Genomic DNA, 14,513 nt, shown 5'->3' with positions numbered 1-14,513 from the left:
CAAGCCTGACAGGGTGTACCGGCGCGACGAATTCTACGCCCGAAGGGATAAATCCATGCACGCCTACCGCAGCCACACCTGCGCCGCACTGACCGCCGCCAATGTCGGTGAAACCGTCCGCCTGTCCGGTTGGGTGCATCGGGTACGAGATCACGGCGGCGTGCTGTTCATCGATCTGCGCGATCATTTCGGTGTGACACAGGTTCTGTGTGACGGCGACAGTGCAGCCTTTGCCGAGCTTGAGAAAGTACGTTCGGAATGGTGTATCCGCATCGACGGCACCGTCAAAGCACGTGACCCGGAGCTGGTGAACTCGAAACTGCCGACCGGTGAGATTGAAGTTTACGTGCGAGAGCTTGAGGTTCTGGGCGCGGCTGACGAACTGCCGCTGATGGTGTTCGGAGATCAAGAATACCCCGAAGAAACGCGTCTGCGCTACCGTTACCTGGACCTGCGCCGCGAGGCGATGCAGCAGAACATGACCCTGCGTTCGGACGTTGTCGCCTCGATGCGCAAGCGTATGTGGGATCTGGGCTTCCGCGAGTATCAGACGCCGATTATCACCGCATCGTCGCCTGAAGGCGCGCGTGACTTTCTTGTGCCGTCGCGTTTGCACCCGGGCAAGTTCTACGCGCTGCCACAGGCCCCACAGCAGTTCAAACAGCTGATCATGGTGTCGGGCTTCGACAAGTATTTTCAGATCGCGCCCTGCTTCCGTGACGAAGACCCACGTGCCGACCGCTCGCCCACTGATTTCTACCAGCTTGACCTTGAGATGTCGTTTGTCGAACAGCAGGACGTGTTCGACACGATCCAGCCGGTTCTGACCGGTGTGTTCGAAGAGTTCGGCGGAGGGCGTAAGGTCGATCAGGAATGGCCGCAGATTTCCTACAAGGATGCGGCGCTGTGGTACGGTTCCGACAAGCCTGACCTTCGGAATCCTATCAAAATGCAAGTGGTCTCTGATCACTTCCGCGGCTCCGGCTTCGCGATTTTCGCGAAGCTGTTGGAGCAGGAAGGTACCGAGATCCGCGCAATCCCCGCGCCGACCGGTGGTAGCCGAAAATTCTGTGACCGCATGAACGCATTCGCTCAGAAAGAGGGTTTGCCCGGCATGGGTTACATCTTCTGGCGCGATCAGGGCGAAGGGATGGAGGCCGCAGGTCCGCTGGCCAAAAACATCGGCCCCGAACGCACCGAGGCCATCCGTCAGCAATTGGGGCTGGGCGTTGGTGATGCGGCGTTCTTCCTGGGTGGTAAGCCGAAAGCCTTTGAAAAAGTCGCAGGCAAGGCGCGTGATGTGATCGGTGAGGAACTGAATCTGACCGAGAAAAACCGCTTCGCCTTTGCCTGGATCGTAGATTTTCCGATCTACGAGCAGGACGAAGAATCCGGGGCCATCGACTTTGAACACAACCCGTTCTCGATGCCGCAAGGCGGGATGGAAGCGCTGCTGGGGAACCCCTTGGACGTGCGTGGCTATCAGTACGATCTGGCCTGTAACGGGTATGAGCTGGTGTCGGGTGCGATCCGGAACCACAAGCCGGAAATTATGTTGAAAGCCTTTGAACTGGCTGGATACGGCGAAGAAGAAGTGAAAAGCCGTTTTGGGGCGCTGTTCAACGCCTTTCATTATGGTGCCCCGCCGCACGGTGGCTGCGCCGCTGGTATCGACCGTATCGTGATGCTGTTGGCCGATGAAGCCAACATCCGCGAGGTCATGATGTTCCCCATGAACCAGCGTGCCGAAGACCTGATGATGGACGCACCATCCGATCCGACCTCGGATCAGATGATGGAGCTGGGCTTGCGGATCATCCCTCAGGACTGAGAATAACAAAACCCGCTGCTTACCCTGCAGCGGGTTTTTTCATGGTTTGCACTGTTGCAAAGGTCATGGCTATGGACCGGTATTCATAGCTTGGTCGCAGGTCTGCATAGCCCGTTAGTCGGGGGTCTATTCCCACGGGTCCCTAAATGACTTCCGGCTAGAGCGAATATCGCGGGCGGTGGCGCGAGTTTGCCAGTAGACCCAAAGGCACAGGATCGTTGCGGTTATGAAGTAAGCGGTCGTCATCTCAAATCGCCTCACGCTGTTCCAAACGGGACTGCACAATCCCGGTGACCTGAGCGGCCACGGCCGTTACTGGGGTCCCGTCTGCCCGGGATTCGGCAAGCCGCTGCGCCGCTTCTGCCAGAACTGTATCGTCGGCATCGCGGGCGACCCCGCGCAGAAACTGTGCCGCGTAATCCAGCGTGCGCTGATCATTCGGACCGGCCAGAATGTCGGCGATATGGGCCATGTCATCCTGATAGGCCAACGGATCGGCGTTAATGATCTCATCCCGGACGGCATGCAGGCTGCTGGGGCGGCGATCTTCGGGCAAACGTTCCAAAACGGATGTCTGGAAATAGGCCAGCGATTTGAGGGGTTTTTCCAGGAACCCATCAGCACCGGCCCGCATTGCGGTGCGTTTCATGTGGTCATCCCCGGACATGCCAAGAATGGCCCCAATACGGGGCGCAGCCTTAGACAGATCGGCGATCAGATCCGTGCCGGACCCGTCCGGCAGACCCATGTCCACAATGATGACAGACGGGCGGTAGATCTGCAGGTGACGCCGTGCCGATTGCAGGCAGTCCGCCCGCCTGATGCGCGCGCCGCTGTGCAGGCACATCAACCGGATGGCGTCGCAGGCATAGCGGCTGTCTTCCACAACCAAAATAGTTTGTCCCAGCAGGGGCCGCGTGGCCGTCGGCTGCGCGGGAGAGGCGAAGGGGCTCGAATCGTCCATGGCGGAACTCCTAATCAGCAGATGCCTCACGGTAGGAACTTCTGGCTAACAGGGCGTTAACGGCAATTTGGCGCACTTGTTCTTTGTTCAACCAGCCCCCATAACCGCTGCAACGCAGAACAGAGGAGAGTTCCATGATTGGTCGCCTGAACCACGTAGCCATTGCCGTACCCGATCTTGAGGCCGCCTCTGAGCAGTACCGCAACGCGCTGGGCGCGAAAGTCGGCGCGCCACAGGATGAGCCGGATCACGGCGTCACAGTTGTGTTCATCGAACTGCCCAATACCAAGATAGAACTGCTCTATCCGATGGGCGATGACAGCCCGATCAACGGGTTTCTGGAAAAGAACCCCTCTGGCGGCATCCACCATGTCTGCTATGAGGTCGAGGATATCATCGCTGCCCGCGATCACCTGAAGGAAACCGGCGCACGCGTGCTGGGTTCGGGTGAGCCCAAGATCGGTGCGCATGGTAAACCGGTGCTGTTCCTGCACCCCAAAGATTTTAACGGCTGCCTGGTCGAGCTGGAACAGGTGTAACCTAACCCCGGAGGGGATGAGATGTCGATTACTGGTGCAGCCGTTCTGTTCGCCGTGATCTGGTTCATGACCTTGCTGGTGGTGCTGCCAATCCGCATCAAGACGCAGGGCGATCTGGGTGATATCGTTCCGGGCACCCACGCGGGCGCACCGGAAGAGCATCACCTGAAGAAAAAGATGTGGATCACCACCGGTATCACGGTGGTGCTCTGGGCCATTATAGCAGGCATCATCCTGTCCGGCGTGATTTCTGTGCGTGATTTCGACTGGCTGAACCAGCTGGAGCCGCGCGGTTGATCTTTAAGCCATAGGCCCTGATAGCTTGTGGTAGATATGGGTGAACGTTGCGACGCCAAGGATTGGGATCACAAGGTTCACCAGGGGCACGGATAGCGGGATCGCCATCAAAATACCTGCCATCCAGATGGTCGTTGCGTGTTTGGCGCGCAGCTTACGTGCACCTTCCCGACCCAATCTGCGCATGGCAGCCAACGTAAAGTATTCTCGTCCCAACAAGAAACCGTTCATGCCCCAGAAGATGAAGGGGGCGAGCGGAGTAAATATCGCATAGAGGATCAGGGCCAGCAGATTGGCAACGACCAATACCCCCATGAAGCTCAGCCCGTCGCGCAGGCTTTCGCTGAACGGAATGCCGGGAACAGTTGGCAAAGATGGGTAATGCTTGTCTTCGACCGCTTGCGCAACGTCTTCCAGAAACATCGACGTAATCGCCGAGGCCACCGGGACCATCAGAAATATTGGCAGGATCAGGACGACAAAGATGCCGGAATAGTTCAGCACGTCGTTCAGCCACGGCACGGCACCGATAAAGGGCAGAGAGATCTCGTTCCCCGACAGCCGGTTGATCAGCCAGATTGCCAAAGCACAGGCGGCGATCAGCAAAACGATCGTCAGACCAACGCCGCGCAACAGGACAGCCCGGAACTTTGGGTCGCCGATCTGTCCCAGTGCCGCAAAAAAGGCGTTGAGAATGGTCATTCCGAAACCCACTGCGTCAACCCACCCACGTCAGGGCGGGGTCTTTCGGGCGGTGCTTTGCCCTCGGTCGCGATATGAACCAGACCCGCGACGCGTTCATTTTCTTGCAGCCCGAACGCCTTTTGGCAAAAGTCGCGGTCGTGGGTCTGCCAACCGGACAGCCAGTTTGCGCCCCAACCCGCAGCAAGTGCCGCGTTCAGCAAAGCCAGGCACACTGCGCCAGCGGAATAGGTCTGTTCGATTGCAGGGATTTTCGCGGAGGGTTTTTGAACCTCGATCACGGCGACCGCCAGATGGCCCATGTCGAACTGGTTGCGGGCCTTGGCTATGTCCTCAGCGGATTTACCCAGCGCCGAGCCACATTCTTCGGTCAACTGCGCAAGGCGCGGCATAGCGCCTTTATCGAGTACGATGAAACGCCAGGGTTCCAGCTTGCCATGATCCGGGCTGCGTGCAGCGGCGGTCAGCAGGGGCAACAGCTGGTCCCGCGTGGGGGCGGGTTCAATCAGCGTTTTTGCAGGGCGCGACCGGCGCGATTGCAGAAACTCCAGAGCGGCCGGATTCTTCAAGGACATATGTTAACTTCCTTTACATAGGCGGTTGTGTATGTGGTTGAACATCTGGCGGGTTTCAAGGGCAAGTGGCTGGATGCAGGAGATCAATTTCACTCCCTGAGCGTTCGTGCAAGGGTGTTCAAGAAGAAGAGAGGGAAGATGGCCAAACCAAAGCTGCGAAATGTACCGGATCCGGGCGCGCGCGCCGTACCCGATGAAGGGATCGAGGTCCGGGTCACGCCGAAAGCTGCGAAGGATGGGATTTTGACCGATCAGGGAAACATTCGCATCTTCGTCACCGCGCCGCCCGAAAACGGCAAGGCAAACGAGGCGGCGCGTAACATATTGGCCGTGGCCATGGGGGTGGCACCGTCTACTCTGATTCTCAGGCGGGGGCAGGCGTCGCGCGACAAGGTATTTGTCTATTTACCCTGATCCGGTGTTTCCCGGATTTGGTACACGCCTTCCGGCAAGTCCAAAGCCGCCGCCAGATCGCGCACCTGTTCAGGGGATAACGTGATCCTCTGAATCTGATCCGTGCGCGGGTCCAATTGTTCAAGCGTCACACATTCGGCGAAGCTGTTGATGACGACATCCTCTTGCAAAGGCTTTGGGCCTTCGTCCACCAGAGTAATGACTGTCGAGTCGAATTCATGCTCAATCGAAAACATGAAAGCAGAGTGCAGGTCAGCCGAATGCAATGCAACCCGTAGCTTACCAATCGGGCTGTGGTGATTGGCGCGGCTCCGCGCTATGGTCGTGAAAACGGGCCGACCGTTTCAAAGGATTATGAATGTATCGTCTGATCTGTTTGTTTCTTCCTCTTTTTCTGGCGGCCTGTAGTGCTGGCGAGATGCGATTGCAGCCCGCGACCCAATGGTCGGGGACCTTGGGCGAGTATCAGGTAGAGGCGGCTGCGGTTCGGGATGCCAGCCGCTCCATCGGCAAGGAAGCCCGGGCAGAGTGTCTGAAGCGGGCCAAAGTCAAAAATTGTGATTTCACGGTTCTTGTTGATCTCAATCCACAAGCGGAAGCGAATGCGTTTCAGACCTTGGATGACAGGGGCCAGCCGGTGATCATAATGACCCGATCCATGATTCAGTCGGCGCAAAATCCAGATGAGCTGGCTTTTGTACTCGGGCACGAGACTGCTCATCATCTGCTGCGTCACATTCCGCGCCAGGCCGAAAACGCGCAGGAAAGCGCAGTCATATTCAACAATCTGGGCAAGCTCTTTGGAGAAGAGGGAGAAGACCTGGAGCGCACGCAGAAAATCGGGGCGGAAGTGGGTGTGCAATTGAATGTTAAGGCTTTCGAGCTAGAGGCTGACCAGTTGGGCACAATCATTACCTACAATGCCGGATATAACCCGTTGATCGGTGCAAAGTACTTTGACCGCATCCCGGACCCGGAGGACAGTTTTCTCGCGTCACATCCGCCGAATGCGCAACGTGTGCAGATGGTTCAGAACACGGCCCGAAAACTTGGGCTGACGCAATGACCCAAATAGCAAGGCTGGGCGTAATCCTGACGGATCGTGGATCGAAATACGCGGTGTCGGGGGCTGCTGTGCAAACGCGCGAGGACGTGGATGCCGTTCTGCAAGACCTCAAGTCCGACAAAGCCTATGCCAAGGCGACGCACAATACCTGGGCGACGATCTTGCCGACAGGGGCTCTCAAGGCCGACGATGGCGAAAGCGGTGCCGGAATGGTCATCCTGCGCATGCTCGAAAGGGCCGGACTGGAGGGCCACATCATCATTGTCACCCGCTGGTACGGGGGTAAAAAGCTGGGCGGTGACCGCTTTCGCAGGGTGCAGGATGCCACCCGCGCCTATCTGGAGCATATCGGCGCCGGGTCTTGACCTGAGTCAAATGCCTGTTCGGGCCGCTGCGCTATCCTGTCAGAACTGTGCGACAGGGAGACAGCGCAATGCTTGGCAAAAATACTCTGAAACGACATGCGGAACTGGTCGACCAGATGGCAACCCACGTCGGGGTCGATCTGGAGGATGCGGCCATAGGCGGTGACGTCTCGATTGACCAGATATCTGATGCGGTCCTGCGTTGCAGAGATTGTTCGAACCCAGATCATTGCGCGCAGTTTCTGGCCCAATCTGCCCAAGACCAGAAAACCCCGGAATACTGCAGGAATACGTCCCTGTTTGACCGCCTCACTTCGCTGTCGGAAAGCAAACTCGACGGCTAGGAATAATCATGCCCCGCCATCGCCGCGTTTGATGGCGCTTTGTGCAAACAAAAGGCAGATCTGCCAATGACCCGAGACAATCTGGGCGACGTGGAGAAACACTTTTGGCTAACCCGGTCGGTGGCCAGATGTATGGATGTTTCGTTGACCGAAGCGATGGCCGAGGGGCGGTTGACCACCAATGGTTATGCGGAGATCGTGACGCGCTGTCGTGCCTCTGGGTGCAGCGACCAATGCGAATTGTGGCTGTCGAAACAACAGGTCAAAGCCGATTCGGCCCCTGAATTCTGCGCGAATGCGGAAACGCTGAACGCTTTGAAGACTTAGTCAGAGCTTGGAATGCGAACCGTCGCACAGCGGCGGATTGGCCGTTTGTTTGCACCCGCAAAAGAACACCTTCTTGCTGGTCTCGGCAGTAAACTTCACCGGTTCAAACTGGGTTCCCTTGTGTGAACCATCGCAGAAGGGCTGACGCTCTGACTTGCCACAGGCACACCAGAAATAGGTTTTCCCTTCGGTCACTTCGACCGGGTAGGGGGCTTTTTGGGCAGGTTTCGGCTGATCTGACATGTGGCTGCTCCGCTTTTGGCTAATGTCGTGAAACAACTATAAGGCCTTCGCGCGGGGCGTGTAGAGCGCTTATGTTTCTTTATGTAAGCAGCATGGTTTTGCCGCTCTCACGAATCTGTGATTGATTTTGTTGCAATAATATCAACGAGGTCGTATTTTGAGACTGGCCCCAGATAATAGGGCAATATGAGAAAATTTTTAGAGGAATGACGGACATGAAACTTAAATTTGCTGCCGTTAGCGCAATTGCCCTGGTTCTGGCTGCATGCTCGCAGCAGGAAGAGCCGACGCCGGTTTACATCACACCTGAGTACGACAAGTTCGGCACACCGAGCTGCCCGGCTGGAACCGAGCTGGCCACGACCGAAGCGGGACAGACCATCTGTAACCCGGTCGCTCAGTAAGAATTCTGCGGGCGGTCTTGTTTTGGCCGCCCGCTTACTCAACGCAGCCGTCCGCCCTTGTTGGGCGGTTTTTTTGTGCCCGCTTTGTGCTGACGCGGACTCGGATCAGAATACGTCGATAATTGGCAATCATCACCTCACCAGCCGTCAGTAACCGTGTCCAAATGACTTGCGGTGATAGTGTTGACGCTTTGACCCGTACCGTGGCGCATAAAGGTAGCGATAGGATTTCTTTTTTAGCTTTTGCTGAACGTAGGGCGCGTTCTTAGGAACCGGTTTTGGGTGGTAGACTTTGGGTGTGTAGACTTTCGGAGAGTAATAGTGCCGGTGAATGCGGATATTATTGCGGCTATGAGCATTCTGCGAATTTGACCCAACAACAACTTGGCCGCTCGTTTCGACGGTGATGCTGCCTGCGGTAGCCGGGACGGCAAAAAGTTGGGACGCAAGTATAGCGGCCATGCAATTGAAAGAGATGGCACGAAGGTACGCCATGAAAACCCTCCTTCTAGCGAGTTGAGGTTTTTATTCATGGTCCGGGAAAATCCCGTCTCAAGCCAATAAACTTAAATCACGCTCTGCCTATCTAGGGTGAACGGCACATTTGGCTTAGGTGCGTGTACCCCATAAATCGTATTCGCCGGCCTCATCAATCTCGACCGACACGATGTCACCAGGTTTCAGGTCATCAAAACCCTCATCGATGAACAGATTCCCGTCGATCTCGGGCGCGTCTGCCTTGGTGCGGCACGTGGCGGCTTCGTCATCAATCTCGTCCACGATCACGTCGATGGTCTGGCCAACCTTGGCGGCCAGCTTAGCCTCGGAGATGGCCTGCGCTTTTTCCATGAAGCGGTCCCAACGCTCTTGTTTGACCTCGGCTGGTATGTGATCCGGGAGGTCGTTTGATCGCGCGCCATCGACGTTTTCGTATTGGAAGCAGCCAACACGATCCAGTTGCGCCTCGTCCATCCAATCCAGAAGGGTCTGGAACTCGGCCTCGGTCTCGCCCGGATAACCGACGATAAAGGTCGACCGCAGCGTGATGTCCGGGCAGGTTGCGCGCCATGCGGCGATCTCCTCCAAAGTCTTGGCTGCCGCTGCCGGGCGCGCCATACGTTTCAGAACGTCCGGATGGGCATGCTGGAACGGAATATCCAGATAGGGCAGGATGTTGGATCCGGCGTCTGCCATAAGGGGGATCAACTCGCGAACATGCGGGTAGGGGTAGACATAGTGGAGCCGAACCCAGGCATCCAACTGCCCCAGCTCACGCGCCAGATCGGTGATGTGGCTGCGCACCTCGCGGTCCTTCCACGGGTTCACATCGTATTTCCGATCCAACCCATAGGCGGATGTATCCTGCGAGATCACCAGCAATTCTCGTACACCATTGTCGACCAGCTTTTCAGCTTCGCGCAGTACCGCGTGGGCTGGGCGGCTGGCCAGTTTGCCGCGCATGTCGGGGATGATGCAGAACTTGCATTTGTGGTTACAGCCCTCGGATATCTTGAGATAGCTGTAATGGCGTGGTGTCAGTTGCACACTTGCGGCGGGCAGCAGGTCCACAAACGGGTCAGGATCAGGCGGCACTGCCGAATGCACTGCATCCAGCACCTGCTCGTATTGGTGAGGGCCGGTAACGGCCATTATGCGCGGGTGATGTTCGCGGATGTAATCCGGTTCCGCACCCAGACAGCCGGTCACGATGACTTTGCCATTCTCCACCAATGCCTCACCAATAGCGTCCAGCGACTCGGCCTTGGCACTATCCAGAAACCCGCAGGTATTCACGATCACGGCATCCGCGCCTGAATAGTCGGGCGAGATGCCGTATCCTTCGGCACGCAGGCGGGTCAGTATACGCTCACTGTCGACCAAAGCCTTAGGGCAGCCCAAAGAGACCATACCGATGGTCGGCTGGTTCGAACGTGGCGTCTCGGGGATCCGGGCGGCAGGCGCCAGGTCGGGGCGGAGGTTTGGCGGGTTCGTTGTCATTGCGCGGCATATAGTGGGGAACGCTTCCCCTTGCAAATGCGGCGCAGGCTTTGGATGATCTTTTTAACGCATGAAAAAGGCGGAGAGCAGAATATGAAGTGGCTGTTGCGCATAGTTTTCCTGTTGGTGGCGGTTTTTGGCTTGGTCATCGGGGCATTGCTGCTGATGCCCGGCGACAAGCTGGCCACCATATTGGCTGAGCAGGTCCGCACCCAAACCGGGCGCGACCTGAAGCTTACGGGCGATGTGAACCTGTCTTTCTGGCCCGTGCTGGGGCTGGAAACTGGTCCGGTGACTTTTGGAAATGCGCAATGGGCCGGTCCTGAACCCATGCTAAGCGCCGAAAGCCTGGCCGTGGGGGTTGATGCTGCCGCGCTGATCTCAGGGGACCTGCGCATCAAACGGGTGGTCGCCGATAATCCGGTTCTGCGGTTGGAACTTTCGGATGGGCGCGGGAATTGGGAGCTTTCGGCACCCGCAAACGCAGCCTCGGTAGGCGCCACAAGCGGCGCGGCACCGCAAGGGCAGCAGGGCGAGGTGACGCTGGATCATCTGAAGCTGACGAATGCACGTTTGGTCTATATCGAAAACGGCGCAACTAAATTCGATTTTGCCAATGTCGATCTGGCGGCCAGTTGGCCGGACGTTTCGGCGCCTCTGCAGGTTCAGGCTCAGATGGCAGTGCCCGGGGGGGCGGTCGATGTCGACCTCAAGATTCAAGATCTGCCAGCTTACGCGTCCGGCGCGGTAACGCCGCTGGATTTGACCATGACCGCGCCCGGCGGAGAGTTCGGTTTTGCAGGCCGGGTCAATCTGGCTGGTGAAATGGATGGCAGAATGCTGGCCAAAACGACGAACACGGAACGTATGCTGGCTGCTTTTGGTCAGGCCGGTGTTGGGGTGCCATTGGGTCTGGGGCGCGAGGCCGACGTGGCCGGGCAAATGACCTATACCAGCGATGGTCGGATTTCGCTGCGCAATTTGGTGGCGTTGCTGGATAATAATCGCCTGACTGGTGAGGCAGATATCGTTATCTCGAACCCGCCGCAGATTACCGCGCGGCTGGAAGGCGGTGACCTGGATCTTACTCATTTCAATGATACGCCTGGTGGCGCTGGCGGCGGGTCGGCGCCGTCACCTGACCAAGGGTGGTCGACCACCCCGATTGATGCGTCTGCGCTGGCCTTGGCGAATGGCAAAATCCGCCTCAAAGCCAATTCCATTGCCGTACCGGGTCTGACGCTGGGACCCAGCGATCTGACGCTTAACCTTGATCGATCCAGAGCGGTTCTTCAGATGAACCCTGCCACATTGTTTTCAGGGCATCTGAACGGGCAAGTGGTCGCCAACAACCGGAACGGTTTATCGGTCGGCGGCAATCTGACCGCGGATGGCATGGATGTGCAGCAAGCTCTGTCCGCCCTTGGCGGGATCGAGCGGTTGTCCGGCACCGGATCAGGGTCGTTTGAATTTCTGGGAGTTGGACAGACCGAGGATCAGATTATGCGCTCACTCAGCGGCAAGGGTCGTGTGGACGTGGGCAAGGGCGTGATCTCGGGATTTGATCTGGACCGCCTGATGGGCCGCAGCGGGGGCGAGCGCGGCACAACCGTGTTCAACAGCTTGTCTGCCAGCTTCACCATGGATCAAGGGGTGTTGTGGAACAACGACCTGTTGATGTCGCTGGATAACTTCCGGGCCGACGGTTCCGGTCGGGTCGGAATCGGCAACCGCGATATCGACTATCTTTTCACACCTGTGGCGCTGCGCGCGAATTCGGGAAACGGCATCGCGGTACCAGTGAAAATTGTCGGGCCGTGGAGCGACCCGTCGATCAAGCCGGATCTAACCAAAGTCATCGAAGCTGTTGCTGAAGGAAAGGCCAAAGAGCTTGAAGATGAGGCCAAGCAGAAAGTTTTGGACAAGGTCGGGGACGAGCTGAATACGACGATTACGGACAGCGATCAGATCGAAGACGCGATCAAGAACAAACTGGAAGACGAAGTGAACAAGGGGCTGCTGAAGCTGTTTGGCGGTAACTAATCAGCGCCGATACGCAAGGGCGTCGGGGCAGAAGGTGCCCCGAAACGCAGTAGCACTTAGATGGTCTGATCGTAGTCGCCCACACCGGGTTCCGTGCGAATGACCGCGTCGATATCGCCAAAGATTGCGCGCATTTCATCCTCGCTCTCGCTGCTTTCGCAGACCACGACAAGGTTCGGAGTGTTCGAGGATGCGCGCACCAAACCCCAGCTGCCATTGTCCAGAATAACACGAGCGCCGTTGACGGTGACAACCTCTTTGATCGCGCGACCGGCAAAACTGTCTCCGGCATCAGCTTTTGCAACCAGCTTGTCGACCAGCCGCTGAAGAATGTCATATTTCTCTGTATCGGCGGCATAGGGTGACATGGTCGGCGTAGACCAGGTTTTTGGCAGCGCCTTGCGCAAGTCCGACATTCTTTGATCCGGGTTGCGATCCATCAGCTTGCAGATCTCAACGGCGACGCGCATCCCGCAGTCGTAGCCGCGCCCGATAGGTTCAGCCAGAAAGTAATGACCAGACTTCTCAAAGCCGGCCAGCGCATTGATCTCTTTGACCCGACGCTTCATGTGGCTGTGCCCGGTCTTCCAATAATCCGCTTTGACACCAAGGGCCTGCAGTTCGGGGTCGCTGGCAAACAGACCAGTGGATTTCACATCTGCCACAAAGGTCGAGTTCGGATACAATTTGGCCAGATCACGGGCCATGATCACTCCGACCTTATCGGCGAAGATCTCTTCCCCCTCATCATCCACAAGACCGCAGCGATCGCCGTCGCCGTCAAAGCCCAGAGCCAGATCGGCACCGCTGGCTTTCACAGAGGCGGACATGTCGTGCAACATCTCCATAGCCTCGGGGTTGGGGTTATAGTGGGGGAAAGTATAATCCAATTGGGTATGGCTGGGCACCATTTCGACGCCAATGCGCTCGAAAATCTCAGGCGCAAAGGCCGAAGCCGTTCCATTACCAGTTGCGCACACGACTTTCAGGGGGCGGGACATTTTGAAATCGCCGACCAGATCGTCGATGTAGGCTTCTTTTACACCATCAACGAATTCGTATGTTCCGCCTTCATGCGGGGTGCCTTCACCGTTCAGGACGATGTCGCGGAGCTCTGACATCTCGTCGGGGCCGTGTGTCAAAGGACGATCAAAGCCCATCTTGACGCCGGTCCAGCCGTTAGGGTTGTGGCTGGCTGTGACCATGGCCACGGCCGGCACATCCAGATGGAATTGCGCGAAATAGGCCATCGGGCTAAGCGCAGGGCCAATATCTTTAACCTGAATACCCGCCTGCATCAGGCCCAGGATCAGCGCGTTTTTGATCGCCAGTGAGTAGTCGCGATAGTCATTACCCACCGCGATCACCGGTTCGATCCCACGCTTGCGCATCTGTGTGCCCAGACCCAAGCCAAGCGCGGTCATGCCGGGCAGGTTGATCTCTTCCGGGTATTTCCAGCGCGCGTCATATTCGCGAAAGCCGGTTGGCTTGATCATCGGATCGCGCAGAAAACTCCAGGTGTTCGGGGTCACCTCTGGGATGGGTTTGGTCATGCTATTGCTCTTGCTTAAATCTGTATAGGATTGGCCTTGGCCAATGCATCAAAGCGCATCAATGTGTCAATCAATTGAGGCATTTGATCCAGATAGATCATGTTAGGCCCGTCTGACGGAGACTTGTCCGGGTCTTCGTGTGTTTCAATAAACACAGCACCTACGCCGATGGCGGCGGCTGCGCGTGCCATCACCGGAGCAAATTCACGCTGACCGCCGGTCGAACCTCCAAGCCCTGCAGGCTGCTGAACCGAGTGGGTTGCGTCCATCACAACCGGATAGCCTGTCGCCGCCATCTGCGGGAGCGAGCGCATATCTGTCACCAAGGTGTTGTACCCAAACGAGGTGCCACGTTCTGTCAGCAGAATATTCGAGTTACCAACACTCTCGATCTTGGCGACAATGTTCGCCATATCCCATGGTGCCAGAAATTGCCCTTTTTTGACATTGATCGCTGCGCCTGTTTGGGCTGCGGCCAACACCAAGTCGGTTTGACGGCACAATAGCGCGGGAATCTGCAAAACATCACAAACACTGGCCGCGTCTGAGCATTGCTCTGGCGTATGTACGTCAGTCAGGACAGGCACCCCAATTTGTTTTTTCACACCTTCCAGAATGTCCAGTCCTTTGGCAATTCCGGGCCCACGGACACCTGAAATTGATGTCCGGTTCGCCTTGTCATACGAGGCCTTAAAGACGTACTGCGCACCGGCGGCATCACAGGCTTCTTTCATTTTGCCTGCGATCATCTGCGCATGATCCGCGCTTTCAAGCTGACAGGGGCCGGCAATGATCGTCAGAGGCAGATCATTGCCGACCGTGAGGTCGGAGATTTTTACATGTTTCAT

The 14,513-nt window shown here is 57.1% G+C and carries 18 protein-coding genes; 10 read left to right on the top strand and 8 right to left on the bottom strand.

What is annotated here, in order from left to right; genetic code table 11:
• The first annotated feature begins 55 nt into the window (after positions 1 to 55).
• Complete coding sequence (gene aspS, locus AC2FJE_RS07765) at positions 56 to 1,831, top strand: aspartate--tRNA ligase (RefSeq protein ID WP_496755222.1); 1,776 nt, start codon at positions 56 to 58, stop codon at positions 1,829 to 1,831.
• 247 nt (positions 1,832 to 2,078) lie between these two features.
• Here aspS and AC2FJE_RS07760 read toward each other — a convergent pair whose 3' ends face one another.
• The gene (locus tag AC2FJE_RS07760) at positions 2,079 to 2,795 is read right to left on the bottom strand and encodes a response regulator (RefSeq protein WP_496755220.1); all 717 of its coding nucleotides are present in this window, start codon (positions 2,793 to 2,795) and stop codon (positions 2,079 to 2,081) included.
• A 134-nt stretch (positions 2,796 to 2,929) separates the two neighbouring features.
• Here AC2FJE_RS07760 and mce point away from each other — a divergent pair, with 134 nt between their 5' ends.
• Both mce and AC2FJE_RS07750 read left to right on the top strand, forming a co-directional pair.
• Positions 2,930 to 3,334: a methylmalonyl-CoA epimerase gene (gene mce / locus AC2FJE_RS07755; protein WP_496755218.1), complete on the top strand. Its 405-nt coding sequence runs from the start codon at positions 2,930 to 2,932 to the stop codon at positions 3,332 to 3,334.
• 21 nt (positions 3,335 to 3,355) lie between these two features.
• Complete coding sequence (locus tag AC2FJE_RS07750; RefSeq protein ID WP_058275562.1) at positions 3,356 to 3,631, top strand: DUF1467 family protein; 276 nt, start codon at positions 3,356 to 3,358, stop codon at positions 3,629 to 3,631.
• A gap of 3 nt (positions 3,632 to 3,634) precedes the next feature.
• Here AC2FJE_RS07750 and AC2FJE_RS07745 read toward each other — a convergent pair whose 3' ends face one another.
• Together AC2FJE_RS07745 and AC2FJE_RS07740 are read right to left on the bottom strand one after the other, a co-directional pair.
• On the bottom strand, positions 3,635 to 4,333 hold the full coding sequence (locus AC2FJE_RS07745) for an EI24 domain-containing protein (RefSeq protein WP_496755216.1): 699 nt from the start codon (positions 4,331 to 4,333) through the stop codon (positions 3,635 to 3,637).
• Positions 4,330 to 4,908 (bottom strand): nitroreductase family protein, encoded by a 579-nt coding sequence (locus AC2FJE_RS07740; protein WP_496755214.1) that lies wholly within the window; start codon positions 4,906 to 4,908, stop codon positions 4,330 to 4,332. The genes AC2FJE_RS07745 and AC2FJE_RS07740 overlap by 4 nt, the downstream gene beginning before the upstream one ends.
• Before the next feature lie 138 nt (positions 4,909 to 5,046).
• Here AC2FJE_RS07740 and AC2FJE_RS07735 point away from each other — a divergent pair, with 138 nt between their 5' ends.
• Positions 5,047 to 5,322, top strand: a complete 276-nt coding sequence (locus tag AC2FJE_RS07735) for a DUF167 domain-containing protein (RefSeq protein ID WP_109313354.1) — start codon at positions 5,047 to 5,049, stop codon at positions 5,320 to 5,322.
• On the opposite strand, the gene AC2FJE_RS07730 is transcribed toward AC2FJE_RS07735, so the two are convergent.
• The gene (locus AC2FJE_RS07730; protein WP_058275565.1) at positions 5,310 to 5,558 is read right to left on the bottom strand and encodes a DUF8831 family protein; all 249 of its coding nucleotides are present in this window, start codon (positions 5,556 to 5,558) and stop codon (positions 5,310 to 5,312) included. The two genes, AC2FJE_RS07735 and AC2FJE_RS07730, sit on opposite strands and share 13 nt — an antisense overlap.
• A 122-nt stretch (positions 5,559 to 5,680) precedes the next feature.
• On the opposite strand from AC2FJE_RS07730, the gene AC2FJE_RS07725 reads away from it, so the two are divergent.
• The 4 genes from AC2FJE_RS07725 to AC2FJE_RS07710 all read left to right on the top strand — a co-directional run bounded on the left by AC2FJE_RS07725 (position 5,681) and on the right by AC2FJE_RS07710 (position 7,424).
• Positions 5,681 to 6,388, top strand: coding sequence for a M48 family metallopeptidase (locus AC2FJE_RS07725; protein WP_496755212.1), 708 nt, complete (start codon positions 5,681 to 5,683; stop codon positions 6,386 to 6,388).
• Complete coding sequence (locus AC2FJE_RS07720) at positions 6,385 to 6,753, top strand: YigZ family protein (RefSeq protein ID WP_282168942.1); 369 nt, start codon at positions 6,385 to 6,387, stop codon at positions 6,751 to 6,753. Before AC2FJE_RS07725 ends, AC2FJE_RS07720 begins: the two co-directional genes overlap by 4 nt.
• Before the next feature lie 68 nt (positions 6,754 to 6,821).
• The gene (locus AC2FJE_RS07715) at positions 6,822 to 7,097 is read left to right on the top strand and encodes a DUF6455 family protein (protein WP_496755210.1); all 276 of its coding nucleotides are present in this window, start codon (positions 6,822 to 6,824) and stop codon (positions 7,095 to 7,097) included.
• Between the two features lie 66 nt (positions 7,098 to 7,163).
• Positions 7,164 to 7,424, top strand: coding sequence for a DUF6455 family protein (locus AC2FJE_RS07710; RefSeq protein WP_058275569.1), 261 nt, complete (start codon positions 7,164 to 7,166; stop codon positions 7,422 to 7,424).
• Here AC2FJE_RS07710 and AC2FJE_RS07705 read toward each other — a convergent pair whose 3' ends face one another.
• Positions 7,425 to 7,667 (bottom strand): CDGSH iron-sulfur domain-containing protein, encoded by a 243-nt coding sequence (locus AC2FJE_RS07705; RefSeq protein ID WP_058275570.1) that lies wholly within the window; start codon positions 7,665 to 7,667, stop codon positions 7,425 to 7,427.
• A gap of 215 nt (positions 7,668 to 7,882) precedes the next feature.
• Between AC2FJE_RS07705 and AC2FJE_RS07700 the strand changes: the two genes are divergently transcribed.
• Positions 7,883 to 8,071, top strand: coding sequence for a hypothetical protein (locus AC2FJE_RS07700; protein WP_058275732.1), 189 nt, complete (start codon positions 7,883 to 7,885; stop codon positions 8,069 to 8,071).
• A 609-nt stretch (positions 8,072 to 8,680) separates the two neighbouring features.
• Here AC2FJE_RS07700 and rimO read toward each other — a convergent pair.
• Positions 8,681 to 10,069, bottom strand: a complete 1,389-nt coding sequence (rimO, locus tag AC2FJE_RS07695; protein ID WP_496755206.1) for a 30S ribosomal protein S12 methylthiotransferase RimO — start codon at positions 10,067 to 10,069, stop codon at positions 8,681 to 8,683.
• A gap of 93 nt (positions 10,070 to 10,162) precedes the next feature.
• Here rimO and AC2FJE_RS07690 point away from each other — a divergent pair, with 93 nt between their 5' ends.
• Positions 10,163 to 12,112 (top strand): AsmA family protein, encoded by a 1,950-nt coding sequence (locus tag AC2FJE_RS07690; RefSeq protein WP_496755204.1) that lies wholly within the window; start codon positions 10,163 to 10,165, stop codon positions 12,110 to 12,112.
• A gap of 56 nt (positions 12,113 to 12,168) precedes the next feature.
• On the opposite strand, the gene AC2FJE_RS07685 is transcribed toward AC2FJE_RS07690, so the two are convergent.
• Both AC2FJE_RS07685 and kdsA read right to left on the bottom strand, forming a co-directional pair.
• Positions 12,169 to 13,665, bottom strand: coding sequence for a phosphomannomutase/phosphoglucomutase (locus tag AC2FJE_RS07685; RefSeq protein WP_496755202.1), 1,497 nt, complete (start codon positions 13,663 to 13,665; stop codon positions 12,169 to 12,171).
• A gap of 14 nt (positions 13,666 to 13,679) precedes the next feature.
• Positions 13,680 to 14,513: a 3-deoxy-8-phosphooctulonate synthase gene (kdsA, locus tag AC2FJE_RS07680; protein ID WP_282168938.1), complete on the bottom strand. Its 834-nt coding sequence runs from the start codon at positions 14,511 to 14,513 to the stop codon at positions 13,680 to 13,682.

It is taken from the genome of Ruegeria sp. CDSC002 (genome assembly GCF_059610905.1).
This window is presented reverse-complemented; position numbering and strand designations above follow the sequence as displayed.